Raw genomic sequence first — 15,025 nt, 5'->3', positions numbered from 1 at the left:
CTGCCCGGCCCTATTTGGCGCCGGGCGGCTGCTTCTGTTCCCAGCAGCTGACTTCATCGAGGGAAGGCCGACATGTCGAAAGATGCACCGCCCCACATTTCCGGAACCCCGGAATCATCCGCTAAGGCAAGGGCCCGCAAGCTGCGGATGCCACCGCTGAGGCGGCGCAGGCTGGAGTTTGACGACGTCAACGTGGTCGACAAGGCCATGATGAAAAAGGCAGTGGGCGGAACCGTCGTTGGCAACACCATGGAGTGGTTCGACGTCGGCGTATACGGCTACCTCGCCGTCACCATGGGTGCCGTCTTCCTGTCCGACGCCGACAAGGATGCGCAGCTGCTCTTCAGCCTGGGTGTCTTCGCGGCCACCTTCATTGCCCGCCCGCTGGGCGGCGTCGTCTTTGGGCGCCTCGGTGACCGCATTGGCCGGCAGAAGACCCTGGCCATCACGCTGATCATGATGGCTGCGTCCACGTTCATCATCGGCCTGCTGCCCAGCTACGACACCATCGGCATCTGGGCTCCGATCCTGCTGGTGCTCATGAAGCTGCTGCAGGGCTTCTCTACCGGCGGTGAGTATGCCGGTGCCACCACCTTCGTTTCGGAATACGCCTCCGACAAGCGGCGGGGTTTCCTGGCCAGCATCCTGGACCTTGGCAGTTACATGGGCTTTGCCCTGGGCGCCGCCGTCGTTTCGGTGATGCAGCTGCTGCTCTCCGAGTCCGACATGGTGGGCTGGGGTTGGCGCATTCCCTTCCTTATTGCGGGACCGCTGGGTGCCTTCGCCATCTACTTCCGGCTGAAAATCGAAGAATCCCCGGCTTTCCAGGCCACGCTGGACGCCCAGGAAGCCAGTGCCAAGGCCGGTGACGAAACCGAGTCGCTGGGCACCATGGGAATCTTCCGCGCCTACTGGCGTCCGATTGTGTTGGCTATGGTCCTCGTGGCCGCCGTCAACTCGGTGGGCTACGCACTTACGTCCTACATGCCGTCCTACCTGACTGATTCCAAGGGCTACGACCCGGTCCACGGCACCCTGCTGACCATTCCCGTCCTGGTGGTTATGGCCCTGTGCATTCCGCTCGCCGGCAAGCTGTCGGACCGGATCGGCCGCCGCCCCGTGCTGTGGATCGGTGCCGGATCCACCATCGTGCTGGCTGTTCCTGCCTTTATGCTGATTGGCCAGGGTCCGGTTGCCACTACGCTGCTGGGCCTGCTGCTGCTCGCCGTCCCGGTGACCTTCTATGTGGGCAACCTGGCCGCCACGCTGCCCTCCCTGTTCCAGACCTCCAGCCGGTACGGCGCCATGGGCATCTCCTACAACGTTGCCACCGCCGTCTTCGGCGGTACCGCTCCGCTGATCATGCAGGGCCTGATCGCCCTCACGGACAATGACATGTCCCCGGCGTACTGGCTGATGTTCACCTCAGTGGCCGGCGCCATTGCGGTGATCTTCATGAAGGAATCCGCGCAGCGGCCCATGCCGGGGTCCATGCCCAGCGTGGACACGGAGGCCGAGGCATACGAGCTGGTAGCCGGGCAGGATGAGAACCCCAATCTGGACGTTGACTCGCTGCCCTTTGAGACACTCGGCAGCCAGCAGGGCACGCAGTCGGACGCCGACCCGGCGCCCGCGGGCACTGCAGACCACCGCTAGCCGGGGTCGGCACCAGCCGTAGCGCTTCCCAACCGCACCGGTCGGACACCTGTCCGGCCGGTGCGGCGTTTAACCCGGAGGTTGGAACGTTGCCCGGGGCCTGCGATGATTGAAAGGTAAACCATTGACGAGAGGACAGCCGGCATGACCGAAAACAGCCCCCGCTGGCTCAGCCCCCGGGAGCGGCAGGCCTGGCTTGCCCTGTATGCCGTTTCCAGCCTGCTGCCCGCCACCCTCGACGCCGATCTTTTCCGCCGTGCCCGGCTGACCCTCTTCGATTACCACGTCCTGGCCATGGTCTCCGAGTCCGAGCAACGCTGCCTGCCCATGAGCGAACTGGCTGCCCGCTCCAACGCGTCCCTGTCCCGGCTGTCGCACGTGGTCAAGAAACTCGAGCAGCGCGGCTGGATGTCCCGCTCGCCGTCGCCCGACGATGCCCGGGTGACCACTGCGTCGCTGACCGACGAGGGGATGGCCGCGCTCAAGGCACTGGCGCCGGACCACGTGGAATCGGTCCGCAGCGTGGTCTTTGACGGCCTCACCGAGCAGGATGTGGAAGACCTGGAGCGGGTGGGCAAGAAGATCCTCACGCGGATTAATCCCGGCAACGGCATCCTGGGCCCCTGCCAGCGGCCCTAGTCCGTCCCGCTTGTGCCGTGCCCGCGCGGGGTTGTTAGCGTGGAAAGTACCGAACACGGCACGACGAGAGGCACAAAAGCATGCGCGTACCCCGAATCCTGACCGTAATCCTGGCCGGCGGTACCGGCGGCCGGCTGGGGAGCCTGACCGGACACCGGGCAAAACCGGCCATGCCGGTGGCCGGCTCCTACAGCCTGATCGACATTTCCCTTTCCAACCTGCACAACAGCGGCTTCGGCGACGTGTGGATTGTGGAGCAGTACAAACCCCAGTCACTTAATGACCAGCTGGCCAGCGGCCGGCCCTGGGACCTGGACCGTACCAACGGCGGACTGCGGGTGCTGCCGCCGTTCCAGGGCGGCGAGGGCGAAGGGTTCGCCCAGGGCAACGCGGACGCCCTGTACCGGCAGGCGGACTACATACGTGAATTCGATCCGGACCTGGTCCTGGTCCTCAGCGCCGACCACCTGTACCGGCTGGATTACCGCGAGGTTGTAGACACCCACCAGGAGAGCGGGGCGGCGCTGACCGTCGTCACCACTTTGGCCAACGACAATCCCGGAGATCACGGGGTGGTGGAGGTATCGGACGGGACGGTCACCGGATTCGAGTACAAGCCCGAGGACCCCAAGTCGGATCTGGTGGCTGCGGAGATCTTCCTCTATGACGCCGATGTGCTCCTGGATGCCCTGGACGAGCTGGTGCGTCGGGACGGGCAGCTCGAAGACTACGGGGACCAGCTCATTCCCTACCTGGTGGAAAACGCCAAGGTGGTGGAGCACCGGCTGCCGGGTTACTGGCGGGATATGGGCACCCCGCGCAGCTACCACCAGGCACACATGGACCTGATTGACGGACGCGGACTGGATTTCGATGACCAGCAGTGGCCCATGCTCTCCGCCAGCCCCCGCCGGCTGCCCGGTTTTGCAGGCCCGGTTGCCCGGGTCGAGAGCAGCCTCCTGGCCCCCGGGTCCCGGGTGGAAGGGTCCGTGCGGCGCAGCGTGCTCAGCGCCGGCGCAGTGGTGGAAGCCGGTGCGGAAGTCGACTCCTGCGTCCTGCTGGAGGATGTGGTGGTCCGCTCCGGCGCCCGTATCGCCAACCTGGTGGTGGACTCCGGAACGGTGATCGGCCAGGGACGCAAACTCGACGGCGCGGAGCAGGATCCGGAAAACGGCGTGGCAGTGGTGGGACGGGATTCAAAGGTCGATCCGCCGTCGTCGTGATACCCGGCACCCGGGGCCGCTGCGAGTTTGAACGAAACGCCCGTTGGCCCTAGGATGGAGAGGCGTTAAGTCGTGCGTATGTTAATCTGCCTGCCCCGCGCGGGCGGAGGAGTATTTGCGCGGCCACCCGTATAAACCTAGAATTGAGGGCTGTCGAGCCGGGTTTCCCCGTTCGGCTACCTGAACTTCACCGTCTTCCCCGCGGCGAGGCACTTCGGCTGGATCTCACCCCGCCAGGTCAACCTCCGGAAAGTCGCAGTAATAACGGTGTCAAAACTGGTGGCGGGACGCTCTTTATGGCAGGTGCTTAGGCGCTTTGGCCTTGTGTCTGTTTTTTGAGGACCGTCATATTTACTACAACTGGAGGAGAGATCATGGCAGCTTACTGCCAGGTAACCGGAGCCATCCCCGGCTTTGGTCACAGCATTTCGCACTCGCACCGCCGCAACAAGCGTCGGTTCGACCCGAATATTCAGAAGAAGCGCTACTGGGTTCCGTCCCTGCGCCGCAACGTGACGCTGCAGGTTTCTGCACGCGGCATCAAGACGATTGACATCCGCGGCATCGACGCTGTTGTTACCGACCTGATCGCGAAGGGTGTGAAGCTGTAGTGGCTAAGGATAAGGACGTACGTCCGATCATCAAGCTGAAGTCCACTGCGGGCACCGGCTACACCTACGTAACTCGCAAGAACCGTCGCAACGATCCGGATCGTATGGTTCTGAAGAAGTACGATCCCAAGATCCGCCAGCACGTCGAATTCCGTGAGGAGCGCTAAGAATGGCAAAGAAGTCCAAGATTGCCCGCAACGAGCAGCGCAAGGTCGTTGTTGAGCGCTACGCTGCAAAGCGCCTCGAACTGAAGAAGACCCTGGTAGACGAAAACGCTACCGACGAAGCCCGCGAAGCTGCACGCCTCGGCCTGCAGAAGCTCCCGCGCAACGCTTCCCCGGTCCGCCTTCGCAACCGTGACCAGATTGACGGCCGCCCCCGCGGTACCCTCCAGAAGTTCGGTATCTCGCGTGTGCGTTTCCGCAACATGGCCCACGCAGGCGAACTGCCGGGCATCAAGAAGTCCAGCTGGTAAGCACTGCTTTACCGCCAAAAAGGGCGGCCCCTTGAAGGGGTCGCCCTTTTTGCTGTTAATTGGGCTTCAGGGCCGCGCTGTACCAGCTGGGGCGCGGGACGGTATCACGCAGGAGGCCGGGGACGCGAGTTGGTGGTCCGGCCAGCCGAAATTGGCCTTTTTCGGCTCGAAAAACCGGAAAAATCCGCTGAATGCAGGGGTTTTTGCCGGAGTTGGGGGTCCAAGCTGGTAAGTTTTCGAACAGCGGCGGTTTCGCATCCGCGTTTCCGCACGAAATACCCCAGAGTCCAGGAGGACATAAATTGGCTATGAACCGCAGTGAACTTGTTGCCGCAGTTGCAGAAAAGTCCGGCAACAGCCAGACCGCAGTCAACGGCGTGCTGGATGCCGTCTTCGACATCTTCGCAACCTCCGTTTCCAACGGCGAGAAGATCACCATCCCGGGCTGGCTCGCAGTTGAGCGCACCGACCGCGCTGCACGCACGGGCCGCAACCCGCAGACCGGCGAAACCATCCAGATCCCGGCAGGCCACAGCGTCAAGCTGACCGCCGGCTCCAAGCTGAAGGCCGCTGTCTCCAAGAAGTAGCATCCGCAGCGGCCTAAGCCGCAGCGTACAGAGGGCCGGCATCCATGATGCCGGCCCTTTCTGCGTCCGGGCGCACCGTGAGGGCGGCAACAATGATTGGCCCTATTTTTACCGGGGGTAGAGAATGGGTACTGTGCCAAAATCTGCCAAAACCTCCACCGCCCGCTCTGCAGGCGCTGACCTGCGCCCGCAGCCGCGCACCGGGAATGATCCAAGCGCAGCGGACGGCGGGAACGCTGACGCTGGCGCGGTGCGGACCGGCTGGCTGGCGGCTGCCGGCGCCCTCGTTTTTATTGCCCTCGCCTCCGCGCTGCTCTTCACAGGCGCAGCCGGTGCTTCGCAGCTGGGGGACCCCGGTGCGCTGACCCGCTGGGCACTGCCAGCGGCCAAAGCGGTACAGAACATCTCCATGGCGGCGGTGATCGGCTCACTGCTGTTCGCGGTGGCTATTGTTCCCAAACACCTGAACTTCAAACGGACGCGCAAATCCGATACCGGCCGGGCCGCATCAGCCGAACCGGAGCATCCCGCGTTCACCCGCACACTGACGCTGGCCAGCGGAGCCGCCATTCTCTGGACCGTGTCCGCCCTGGCGGTCATGGTGTTCACGTACTCGGACGTTTCCGGCCTTCCGCTCAGCGCCGGCTCCGGGTACACCGACGGCTTGGCTTCCTTCCTCACGGACTTCTCCACCGGCCGGGCCTGGCTGGCGATCAGCATTATTGCCGCCGTCGTCACTGCACTGACGTTCGGCGTACGTTCCCTGGGCATGCTGGCCTTCACCCTGATCCTTGCCGTCGGCGCGCTGCTGCCCACCGCCCTGATTGGCCACTCGGCCGGCGGTGACGACCACAGTGCGGCTGTGAACTCCATTGGCCTGCACCTGCTGGGTGTGTGCCTCTGGATCGGCGGGATCATTGTGCTGGCCGTTGTGTCACGGCAGCTCGGTTCCATCACCGGCGTCGTACTGACCCGGTTCTCCGGCCTGGCCGGCTTCGCCTTCGCACTGGTGTTCCTCTCCGGCGTCGTCAACGCCTCGCTGCGGATCACCTCGCTGGACCAGCTCGGCAGCCGGTGGGGCGCCCTGGTGCTCACCAAGGCTGCGCTGACCCTGCTGCTGGGCCTGCTGGGACTGATGCACCGCCGCTGGATCATTCCCCGCCTTGCCGGCTCCAACCCGGCACGCACGCCCGGTACCGCCGGAGCAACGGCCGTGGCCGGTTCCAAGGGGGACCTGTCCGCGCAGCGGGTGCTGTGGCAGCTGGTGGCCGTGGAACTGGCCATCATGGGCGCCGTGTCCGGCGTGGCGGTGGCCTTGGGCCGCACCGCACCCCCGCGCTCGGAAGAACTGCCCACGGACGCGTCGCCGGCACGCATCCTCACCGGATACGACCTGCCCCCGGAACTGACCTCGGAGCGGTACCTGACCGAATGGCGGCCGGACTGGTTGTGGGTGGCGATTATTATCACCCTGGCCGTGACGTACCTGATTAGTGCGGTGAAACTGCGCCGCCGCGGAGACAAGTGGCCGGTGCTGCGCACCGCGTGCTGGCTTATTGGCCTGATGGCCCTGGCCTACATCACCTCCGGGGCGCCTGCGGTCTACGGCATGGTCCTGTTCAGCACCCACATGCTGGGGCACATGGCCCTGACCATGGTGGTGCCCCTGTTCCTGGTGCTTGGCGCGCCGGTGACCCTGGCGCTCAAGACCCTGGCCCCGCGCCGGGACGGCACCCGCGGGATCCGGGAATGGATCCTGATCGGAGTGCACTCGCGCTACTCGAAGATCATCACCAACCCCATCTTCGCGGCCGTGAACTTTGCCGGGTCCATTGTGATCTTCTACTACTCGGACCTGTTCGGCTTCGCCCTGCGCGAGCACGTGGGCCACGAGCTGATGGTGATGCACTTCCTGCTCACCGGCTACATCTTCATCCTGACCATGATTGGCATAGACCCGCTGCCCGCCCGGGCGCCGTACCCGCTGCGGCTGGTCATCCTGCTGGCCACCATGGCCTTCCACGCGTTCTTCGGCGTGGCCGTGATGGGCGGCACAGCGCTCATCCAGGCCTCCTACTTCGGCAACATGGCCCGGGAATGGGGCTTGTCGGCTCTGGCAGACCAGCAGCTGGGCGGGTCCCTGATGTGGGGCATCGGTGAAATCCCCACGCTTTTCGTCGCCATCGGGGTCGCTTACCAGTGGTCCAAGAGCGACGCACGGGAGACGCGGCGCTCCGACCGTGCGGCCGAGCGGAATAATGACGCCGACCTCACTGCTTACAACAACATGTTTGCAACACTGGCCCAGCATGATGCCAGGACCCAGGACCAAGGAGATCGTTAATGACTGAAACCGTGCGCGCCGGATACCGGGTGCGGGCCTCCGAGCTGGAGGGCCGGAACTGGCTGAACACCGGCGGCCGGCAGCTGAACCTTGAGGATCTGCGCGGCAAGATTGTGCTGCTGGATTTTTGGACCTTCTGCTGCATCAACTGCCTGCACGTGTTGGATGAGCTGCGGCCCCTCGAGGAGAAGTACTCGGACGTGCTGGTGACGGTGGGAGTCCACTCACCCAAGTTCGAGCACGAAGCGGACCCGGTGGCCCTGGCCGCGGCCGTCGAGCGCTATGACATCCACCACCCGGTCCTGGACGACCCCGAGCTGCTGACCTGGCAGGCCTACACCGCCCGCGCATGGCCCACACTCGTAGTTCTCGACCCCGAAGGCTACATCGTGGCGCACCTGTCCGGCGAGGGCCACGCAGCGGGCCTGGAATCGCTCGTAGCCGAGCTCGTGGCCGAGCATGAGGCCAAGGGGACGCTGCACCGCGGCGACGGTCCCTACGTGCCCGCAGAGCCCTCCGCCGGAGACCTGCGCTTCCCGGGCAAGGTAACCGCCCTGCCCGGCGGCACCTTCCTGGTGGCCGACACAGGCCACCACCGGCTGGTGGAGCTTGAAGCCGACCTGGCCACGGTCCGCCGCGTGATCGGCGAGGGCACCAAGGGATGGCGCGACGGCGACGCTGGCGCGGCACGCTTCAACGAGCCCCAGGGTGTGGCCCTGCTGCCCGCCGATGTGGCTGCGCAGGCCGGGTACGACGTCGTTGTGGCGGACTCCGTGAACCACCGCCTGCGCGGGGTGAATATGGCAGCAGGAACGGTCACTACGCTGGCCGGCAACGGCGTGCAGCGGCTGCTGGACGCCGGGAACCAGTCCAAGGCCGGTGCCGCCGAGGCGGCCACCGCAGAGGACGCGGCTGGGGCAGGCAGTGTTCCGGCAGATGCTTCCGACCTGCTTGGCGCTGATCCGCTGAATGTTTCGCTGTCCTCTCCGTGGGACCTCGTCTGGTCCGCGAAGCTCGGCCGCCTGGTGGTGGCCATGGCCGGTACGCACCAGATTTTCAGTTTCGACCCCGCGACCGGCGGGGTAGCCGTGCTGGCGGGCACCGGATTGGAAGGACTGCTCGACGGCGCAGCCACGGAGGCCTGGTTCGCCCAGTCCTCCGGACTGGCCGAGGACGCCGACGGGAACATCTGGGTGGCTGACTCTGAAACCTCGGCCCTGCGCCGGCTGACGGTGGACGCCAACGGCAGCGTTCAGGTGGACACCGCCGTCGGCGCCGGCCTGTTCGACTTCGGGTTCCGCGACGGCGAGGCGTCCGAGGCCCGTTTGCAGCACCCGCTGGGCGTGGCGGTGCTGCCGGACGGTTCGGTGGCCCTGGCGGACACCTACAACGGCGCCGTGCGCCGCTATGATCCGGCCACGGGCACCGTCTCCACCCTGGCCCGGGGACTGGCCGAGCCGTCGGACGTCCTGGTGGACAGCAGTTCCGCCGAGCCGCTGCTGATTGTGGTCGAAGCGAACCGGCACCAGCTGGTCCGCCTGCCTATCCCGAAGGACGCCCAGTCCGTGGACGAAGGTGCCCGCCAGACGCAGCGGCCCAAGACCGCCGTGGCTGCCGGCCCCCTGGCTCTGACCATCCGCTTCGCCGCCCCCAAGGGGCAGAAGCTGGATGACCGCTGGGGCGACCCCACGCAGCTGAAGATTTCCGCCTCCCCGGAGGAGCTGCTGGTCTCCGGCGGCGGCACGGCCACCGGCCTGACCCGCGAGATCGTGCTGTCGGACCAGGTGAGCGGGGGAGTCCTGCACATCACCGCCCGCGCGGCGGCATGCGACGGCGAGCCAGGCGGTGAAATCCCCGACCACGCTGCGTGCCACATGTACCAGCAGGACTGGGGAATCCCGGTTGAGGTGCAGGCTGACGGCGAGTCCGCGCTGGTCCTGGACCTGCGCGGCCTGGACTAAGTCAGTCCACCTGGGGGGTTACGGACACCTCTTCGCCGTCCACCCGCAGGGCAGCGTTGAAGGTGAAGCCCTCCTCGGCCACCAGCGGGCTCTTGGCTCCGGTGAAGAGGTCGATCTGGGTGGCCGTGACCCGGGCCGTGCCGGTCAGCGGGCTCAGGACCCAGCGGCCCTCGGTCTGCGTCAGCTTTACCTGGGGGTATTGCGCAATGCTCCACTTGATGGGCTGGTCCACCCGGTTGTTGGTCAAGTGGTAGAACGGACAGCCCGGGGGAGCCAGGCGGTCCGCGGCGGTGCACTCGTCCAGGAACGCGCGGATGCTGGTGTCCACCTTGGAGATCAGGTCCTTGGTGGCCTCGGGGGCCAGATTCAGCTGTTCCTCGGACTCCGCGGTCACCACCGTGTGCTGCTCGGGGGCCGCCAGATACGGGCTTTCATAGGAGGCCGCCACCCGCGAGAGGGGGAAAGCGGCAAACGTGTTCACGCCCTCGGGCAGCGTTACCCGTACACCGTTGAGGTTCGCTTCCCGCAGTGCGGGGGCATTGACCTGCACCGTGGGCAGGGCTGACGGGACAAACTCCCATGTGTCGAAGAACATCCAGTGTTTTCCGGCGTTCTCGAGGACAAACCCGGTGGTGCCCTCCGTGCCGTCGTACGCATAACGCACCGGAACCTGGACGCGGTCCTCGCCGAGGTCTTCGGGTTCGCCGACCTCCAGCACCTCCAGGCCCTTGACCGAGGCACGGAGTCCATCGTTGTCCAGCAGTGCGGCATTGGCCTCGGGGACCGAGGCGTGGAGCAGCCCCAGGGCCTGCCCGCCCTCGCCGTCGGCCACCGTCTGCAGATAGGCGCGGATTTGGTGTTCCGGGCCGTACGCCTTCGCGTTCACGAAGTAGACGGCGACGACGGCGGCCGCAATGGTGAGCATGAGGGCAAGCAGCCAACTGGCCACTGCCTTGATTACCGGTGATGTTCCCTGCACCGGTATTACGTTACCTGCCCGAGGCAGCGTTGGCCGGATCGGTTCCCCGGTCCGGCCAACGTGTCAGGCGCTGCCGCAGCGCTCTTATGCAGCCCTGCGGGGGCAGCGGGAGGTCAGGACGCGGCGGGAACGTCCTCGCGTGCTGCGGCAATCTCCTCGGCACGGGCGGCGTTGGCTTCCTCGGTCAGCTCCGCACCGGCGGCGGCATCCCGGGTGAGGTTATCGCCCGTCTCGGGATCGAAGAGATGTACCTTGCGGGTGTCCAGCCACAGTTCGGCGTCGCGGCCGCCGCGGATCCTACTGGCGGCGTCGAGGGTGACCACCACCTGCGGCCGGAGCTCGTCGGCGTCCATGTCCCGCGCCAGGGCGTCCAGCAGTTCACGCACCTCGGGCGTGGGATCGAAGTGGATGTACCCGTACTGCTCATTGCCCAGCCACTCAGTGTGCGTGATGGGCGCGGTGAAGGTGGAGCCGTGCTCCAGTTTGTGTCCCTCCACAAGCGACGCATCCTCGAAGAACTCCGGGCGGATACCGACCAGGACAACCTTCTTGCCTGCTGCCTTGGCTGCCTTCTCTTCCGGAATACGGATATCGCCGACGGCGGTGCGCAGCACCCCGTTCTCCAGCGTGGCGGGCAGGAAGTTCATGGACGGGGAGCCGATGAACCCGGCCACAAAGAGGTTGATGGGCTGTTCGTAGAGTTCCCGCGGGGATGCCACCTGCTGCAGGATGCCCTTCTTCAGCACTGCCACCCGGTCCCCGAGGGTCATGGCCTCGGTCTGGTCGTGGGTCACATAGATGCTGGTTACGCCCAGCCGGCGCTGCATCTGGGAGATCTCCGAGCGCATCTGGCCGCGCAGTTTCGCGTCCAGGTTGGAGAGCGGCTCGTCGAACAGGAAAGCATCGGCCTGGCGGACAATGGCCCGTCCCATCGCCACCCGCTGCCGTTGCCCGCCGGAGAGGTTGGCCGGCTTGCGGTCCAGGTGCTCGGTCAGCTCCAGGGTGGCGGCGGCATCGGTGACGAGCTTCTTCACCTGCTCGTCGTTGTACTTGCCCTTGTTCAGGCGCAGCGGGAACGCAATGTTTTCGTACACGGTCAGGTGCGGGTACAGGGCATAGTTCTGGAAGACCATGGCCAGGTTGCGGTCCCGCGGCGCCTTGTCGTTGACGCGCTGGCCGTTGATCAGCAGGTCGCCGGAGGTAATGTCTTCCAAGCCCACGATCATGCGCAGCAGGGTGGACTTGCCGCAGCCGGACGGGCCCACAAGGATGACGAACTCGCCGTCGGCAATATCCAGGCTGACGTCGTTGACGGCCGGGAAACCGTCGCCGTACTTCTTGACGAGGTGGTTAAGAGTAATAGATGCCATGGTTGGGATCCTTTTCTTTCATCCGGGTACCGAAGGGACTAGCCCTTGACGGCGCCCTGGGTTAGGCCGGAGACGATTTGGCGCTGGAACGCAAGCACCAGGACAACTACGGGAATGGTGACGATGATGGCCGCCGCCGAAATGGCTCCTGTGGGCTCCTCGAACTGGGAAGCGCCGGTGAAGAACGCCAGGGCGGCGGGAACCGGCCGGGCTGCTTCGGTGGAGGTCAGCGAAATGCCGTACACGAAGTCGTTCCACGCAATGAAGAACGCGATGATCGCCGTCGTAAAGACGCCGGGCGCCGCAAGCGGCACGATGGCCTTGCGGAACGCCTGCCACGTGGTGGCACCGTCCACCTGGGCGGCCTGTTCCAGTTCCCACGGGATCTGCCGGAAGAACGCTGCCAGGGTCCAGATGGAGATCGGCAGGGTCAGGGACAGATAGGGAATGATCAGCCCGAGCCAGGTGTCGTAGAGGCCGATGTTGCGCCACAGGTTGAACAGCGGGGTCACGATGGAGATCACCGGGAAAATGGATACGCCCAGTGCCGTGGTCAGCACGAGGCGCTTGCCGGGGAAATCCAGCCTGGCAATGGCGTACGCGCACAGGGTGGCCAGGATGACGGCGACGAACGTGGCAATGAGGCAGATGCCGATGGAGTTGCGCAGGGCACTCAGGAACAGGCCCTGCGCGTCGCCGACCAGGATCTGCTCGTAGTTGGTGGTTGACCAGGTGTTGGGCAGGAACGTCCCGGAGGTCAGGTCGCTCGGCAGCTTGAACGAGGTCGCAAAGATGGAGGCGACGGGGAAGAGCGCGTACAGGATGACCAGCACCGAGATGATGCCCCAGATCCACCGCCGCTTGGTTGGTGAGGATTTCACTAGTTACCCCCTCGTGCACCGGTAAGGTCCACCTTGAACAGTTTGATGGCGATGAAGCAGATGATGATCACGCAGACGAACAGCAGGACCGATACTGCCGAACCCATGCCGATCTCCAGGCGTGTGATGGAGGTCCGGTAGGCCAACAGCGAGAGCACTTCGGTGCCGTAGGCGCCGTTGGTCATGATGTAGACGTTGTCGAAAATGCGGAACGCGTCCAGTGCCCGGAACAGGACCGCCACCATGATGGCGGCCTTCATGTTGGGGATGATGACCTTGGACATGCGCTGCCACCAGGTTGCGCCGTCCACTTCGGCCGCTTCGGTCAGTTCTCCGGGCACCTGCGCCAGGCCGGCCAGCAGGAGCAGTGAAATGAACGGTGTGGTCTTCCAGATTTCCGATGCCATGATGACGAACAGCGCCGTCCAGGTGTCGGCGAACCAATTCAGGTCCGCGTCGATGCCCGGCACCCAGCTGAACCAGCTGTTGATGTAGCCCGAGTTGATGTCGAAGGCGTAGAACCAGGCAAAGGCGGAGACCACGGTGATGATGCCGTACGGCACCAGGATGGCGGTCCGCAGCCAGCCGCGGACGGCCTTCAGGGCGCTGTTCATGACCAGGGCCAGGGCAAAGCCGAGGATCAGTTCCACAACCACGGTGATGACCGTGATCAGGACGGTGACGCCGAGGTCCCGCCAGAACAGGCCGTCCGAAAGGATGGTGGCGTAATTGCCCAGCCCCACGAACTCACGGTCGGCAGGCGCGGTCAGGCGGTACTTGAACAGCGATTCCCACAGGGCCAGCAGGATGGGGTAGGCCGTGACGGCCAGCATGATGACGAACGCGGGCCCGGCAAGCCACAGGCCCAGCCGGCGTTCGGCTTTGGCCCTGTCGCTGAGGGGCTGCTTGACGGGACGGGTAGGTGCCGGGGCTTCCCGGGCTGCTTCGACGGAAGTGCTCACAGCAGTTTCTCCCCTCTAAGGACCTCGATGATGAACTCCTGGCTGGTGGCCGGTGTGGAATCCGGGTTTACGTCGCTCGGCGGTGTCCAGGTCTGCTGGATGCCGGTGGAGATTTCGTTGTAGTACGGGGTCTGAGGACGTGGCTTAGCCAGTTCCAGGGAATCCCTGATGGTGGGAGCCATCGGGAAGGTTTCCGTAACCGAGGGGTCGTTGTAGGCGTCTTCATTGGACGGCGGATTGCCGTTGGTGGCGAAGTACTGGGCCTGGTTCTCCGGGGAGACGATGCATTCAATGGCCTGGTAGGCAAGGTCAGGGTGCTGGCTGTTCGAGCCCACACCCAGATTGATGCCGCCCAGCGGAGGCGCGGTTTCTTCGCCTTCCGTCATGGCCGGATACAGGGTCCAGCCAATGTCGTCGATCAGCGTGTCCGGCAGGGCCCCTTCTTCCACCGACGCGTTGGTGGCCGGCCAGACGAAGGGGTAGTTGACCATAAAGGACCCCTGGTCACCCTGGAACTGGATCATGGACGTGTTTTCCGTCTGGGTGGGCAGCCCGGGCCCGCCGAGGCCCTCCTTGCCGATGGTGGAGACCACCTCTGCTGCCTGCTTGCCCGCTTCGGTGTCCAGGCCGAGCTTGAGTTCATCGGCCGGGGCGTCCGGGTTCTCCACGATGGTGCCGCCGGCCGATTCCACCAGTGCGTTGACCCAGACCGTCATTGATTCGGCACGGGCGCCCTGGACGCCGATGTACTTGTCCTGGCTCTTGGCGGCCTCGATGATCTGGTCCCAGGTCACCGGCTTGCTCATGTCCAGCCCCGCAGCTTGAGCGACCGACTTGCGGTACCAGAGGATCTGCGTGTTGGCCCAGAACGGCACGGCCACCACTTCGTCCTTCCACTTTGCGCCCGCGAGGGCGCCTTCAAGGACGCCCTGGGTGGTGCGCTCGGCGACGTCGGCGGGCACCGGGGCAAGGTAGCCCGGTTCCGCGTACTCGGGCACGTTGGGCGGATCAAGGCTCATGATGTCCATGCTCTTGTCGCCGGCGGCCAGGCGCCGGGCCAGCTGCTCCCGCTGGGACGCAGCATCGTTGGGCAGGAGGGACGTTTCAATCGTGTAGGCACCGCCGGATGCTTCGGTGCATTGCTTGGCCAGCTCCGCCTGGCCGCCGGCATCCGGGTTGATGTACCAGGTCAGAGTGGGTGCTGCGCCCTCATCGGTGCCGCAGCCGGTCAGGAGGGTCGCGCCGAGTGCCAAGGCAACGCCGACAGCGGCCCGGGCCCCTTTCCGGGTGCGCCCCCAGTGTCTTGCATCCTTTGGCATCGGTACTGTGCCTCCACC

Annotated in this window: 14 protein-coding genes; 9 read left to right on the top strand and 5 right to left on the bottom strand. The window is 65.3% G+C overall.

The features are described 5' to 3' along the window. The first annotated feature begins 72 nt into the window (after positions 1-72). The 9 genes from QNO06_RS14745 to QNO06_RS14705 all read left to right on the top strand — a co-directional run bounded on the left by QNO06_RS14745 (position 73) and on the right by QNO06_RS14705 (position 9,496). Complete coding sequence (locus tag QNO06_RS14745) at positions 73-1,656, top strand: MFS transporter (RefSeq protein WP_227911792.1); 1,584 nt, start codon at positions 73-75, stop codon at positions 1,654-1,656. Positions 1,657-1,800: 144 nt separating this feature from the next. Next, complete coding sequence (locus tag QNO06_RS14740) at positions 1,801-2,295, top strand: MarR family winged helix-turn-helix transcriptional regulator (RefSeq protein WP_227911791.1); 495 nt, start codon at positions 1,801-1,803, stop codon at positions 2,293-2,295. A gap of 80 nt (positions 2,296-2,375) precedes the next feature. Then, positions 2,376-3,518, top strand: a complete 1,143-nt coding sequence (locus QNO06_RS14735) for a glucose-1-phosphate adenylyltransferase family protein (RefSeq protein ID WP_227911790.1) — start codon at positions 2,376-2,378, stop codon at positions 3,516-3,518. Between the two features lie 374 nt (positions 3,519-3,892). Next, positions 3,893-4,129: a 50S ribosomal protein L28 gene (rpmB, locus tag QNO06_RS14730; RefSeq protein ID WP_146360594.1), complete on the top strand. Its 237-nt coding sequence runs from the start codon at positions 3,893-3,895 to the stop codon at positions 4,127-4,129. Further along, positions 4,129-4,296: a 50S ribosomal protein L33 gene (gene rpmG, locus QNO06_RS14725; RefSeq protein WP_013602737.1), complete on the top strand. Its 168-nt coding sequence runs from the start codon at positions 4,129-4,131 to the stop codon at positions 4,294-4,296. Before rpmB ends, rpmG begins: the two co-directional genes overlap by 1 nt. A 2-nt stretch (positions 4,297-4,298) precedes the next feature. After that, positions 4,299-4,604: a 30S ribosomal protein S14 gene (gene rpsN, locus QNO06_RS14720; protein ID WP_227902692.1), complete on the top strand. Its 306-nt coding sequence runs from the start codon at positions 4,299-4,301 to the stop codon at positions 4,602-4,604. Between the two features lie 302 nt (positions 4,605-4,906). Then, positions 4,907-5,191, top strand: a complete 285-nt coding sequence (locus tag QNO06_RS14715; protein WP_269437355.1) for an HU family DNA-binding protein — start codon at positions 4,907-4,909, stop codon at positions 5,189-5,191. A 133-nt stretch (positions 5,192-5,324) separates the two neighbouring features. After that, positions 5,325-7,535: a bifunctional copper resistance protein CopD/cytochrome c oxidase assembly protein gene (locus QNO06_RS14710; protein ID WP_442860143.1), complete on the top strand. Its 2,211-nt coding sequence runs from the start codon at positions 5,325-5,327 to the stop codon at positions 7,533-7,535. Beyond that, positions 7,535-9,496: an NHL domain-containing thioredoxin family protein gene (locus QNO06_RS14705; protein ID WP_227911788.1), complete on the top strand. Its 1,962-nt coding sequence runs from the start codon at positions 7,535-7,537 to the stop codon at positions 9,494-9,496. The genes QNO06_RS14710 and QNO06_RS14705 overlap by 1 nt, the downstream gene beginning before the upstream one ends. A 1-nt stretch (position 9,497) precedes the next feature. On the opposite strand, the gene QNO06_RS14700 is transcribed toward QNO06_RS14705, so the two are convergent. From QNO06_RS14700 to QNO06_RS14680, 5 genes are all read right to left on the bottom strand, one after another. Continuing rightward, on the bottom strand, positions 9,498-10,475 hold the full coding sequence (locus QNO06_RS14700; protein ID WP_227911787.1) for a hypothetical protein: 978 nt from the start codon (positions 10,473-10,475) through the stop codon (positions 9,498-9,500). Between the two features lie 113 nt (positions 10,476-10,588). Further along, a complete protein-coding gene (locus QNO06_RS14695; protein ID WP_227911786.1) occupies positions 10,589-11,845 on the bottom strand; it encodes an ABC transporter ATP-binding protein in 1,257 nt (418 codons plus the stop codon). 38 nt (positions 11,846-11,883) lie between these two features. After that, positions 11,884-12,726 carry a carbohydrate ABC transporter permease gene (locus QNO06_RS14690; RefSeq protein ID WP_227911785.1) on the bottom strand — a complete coding sequence of 281 codons (843 nt, stop codon included), beginning with the start codon at positions 12,724-12,726 and terminating at the stop codon, positions 11,884-11,886. Beyond that, positions 12,726-13,688, bottom strand: coding sequence for a carbohydrate ABC transporter permease (locus tag QNO06_RS14685; RefSeq protein ID WP_227911784.1), 963 nt, complete (start codon positions 13,686-13,688; stop codon positions 12,726-12,728). The genes QNO06_RS14690 and QNO06_RS14685 overlap by 1 nt, the downstream gene beginning before the upstream one ends. Beyond that, on the bottom strand, positions 13,685-15,007 hold the full coding sequence (locus tag QNO06_RS14680) for an extracellular solute-binding protein (protein ID WP_227911783.1): 1,323 nt from the start codon (positions 15,005-15,007) through the stop codon (positions 13,685-13,687). The genes QNO06_RS14685 and QNO06_RS14680 overlap by 4 nt, the downstream gene beginning before the upstream one ends. Positions 15,008-15,025: the final 18 nt, after the last annotated feature.

Source organism: Arthrobacter sp. zg-Y20 (assembly GCF_030142075.1).
GTDB lineage: Bacteria > Actinomycetota > Actinomycetes > Actinomycetales > Micrococcaceae > Arthrobacter_B.
The sequence above is the reverse complement of the archived record's forward strand: the minus strand, read 5'-3'. Positions and strand labels throughout refer to the sequence as shown.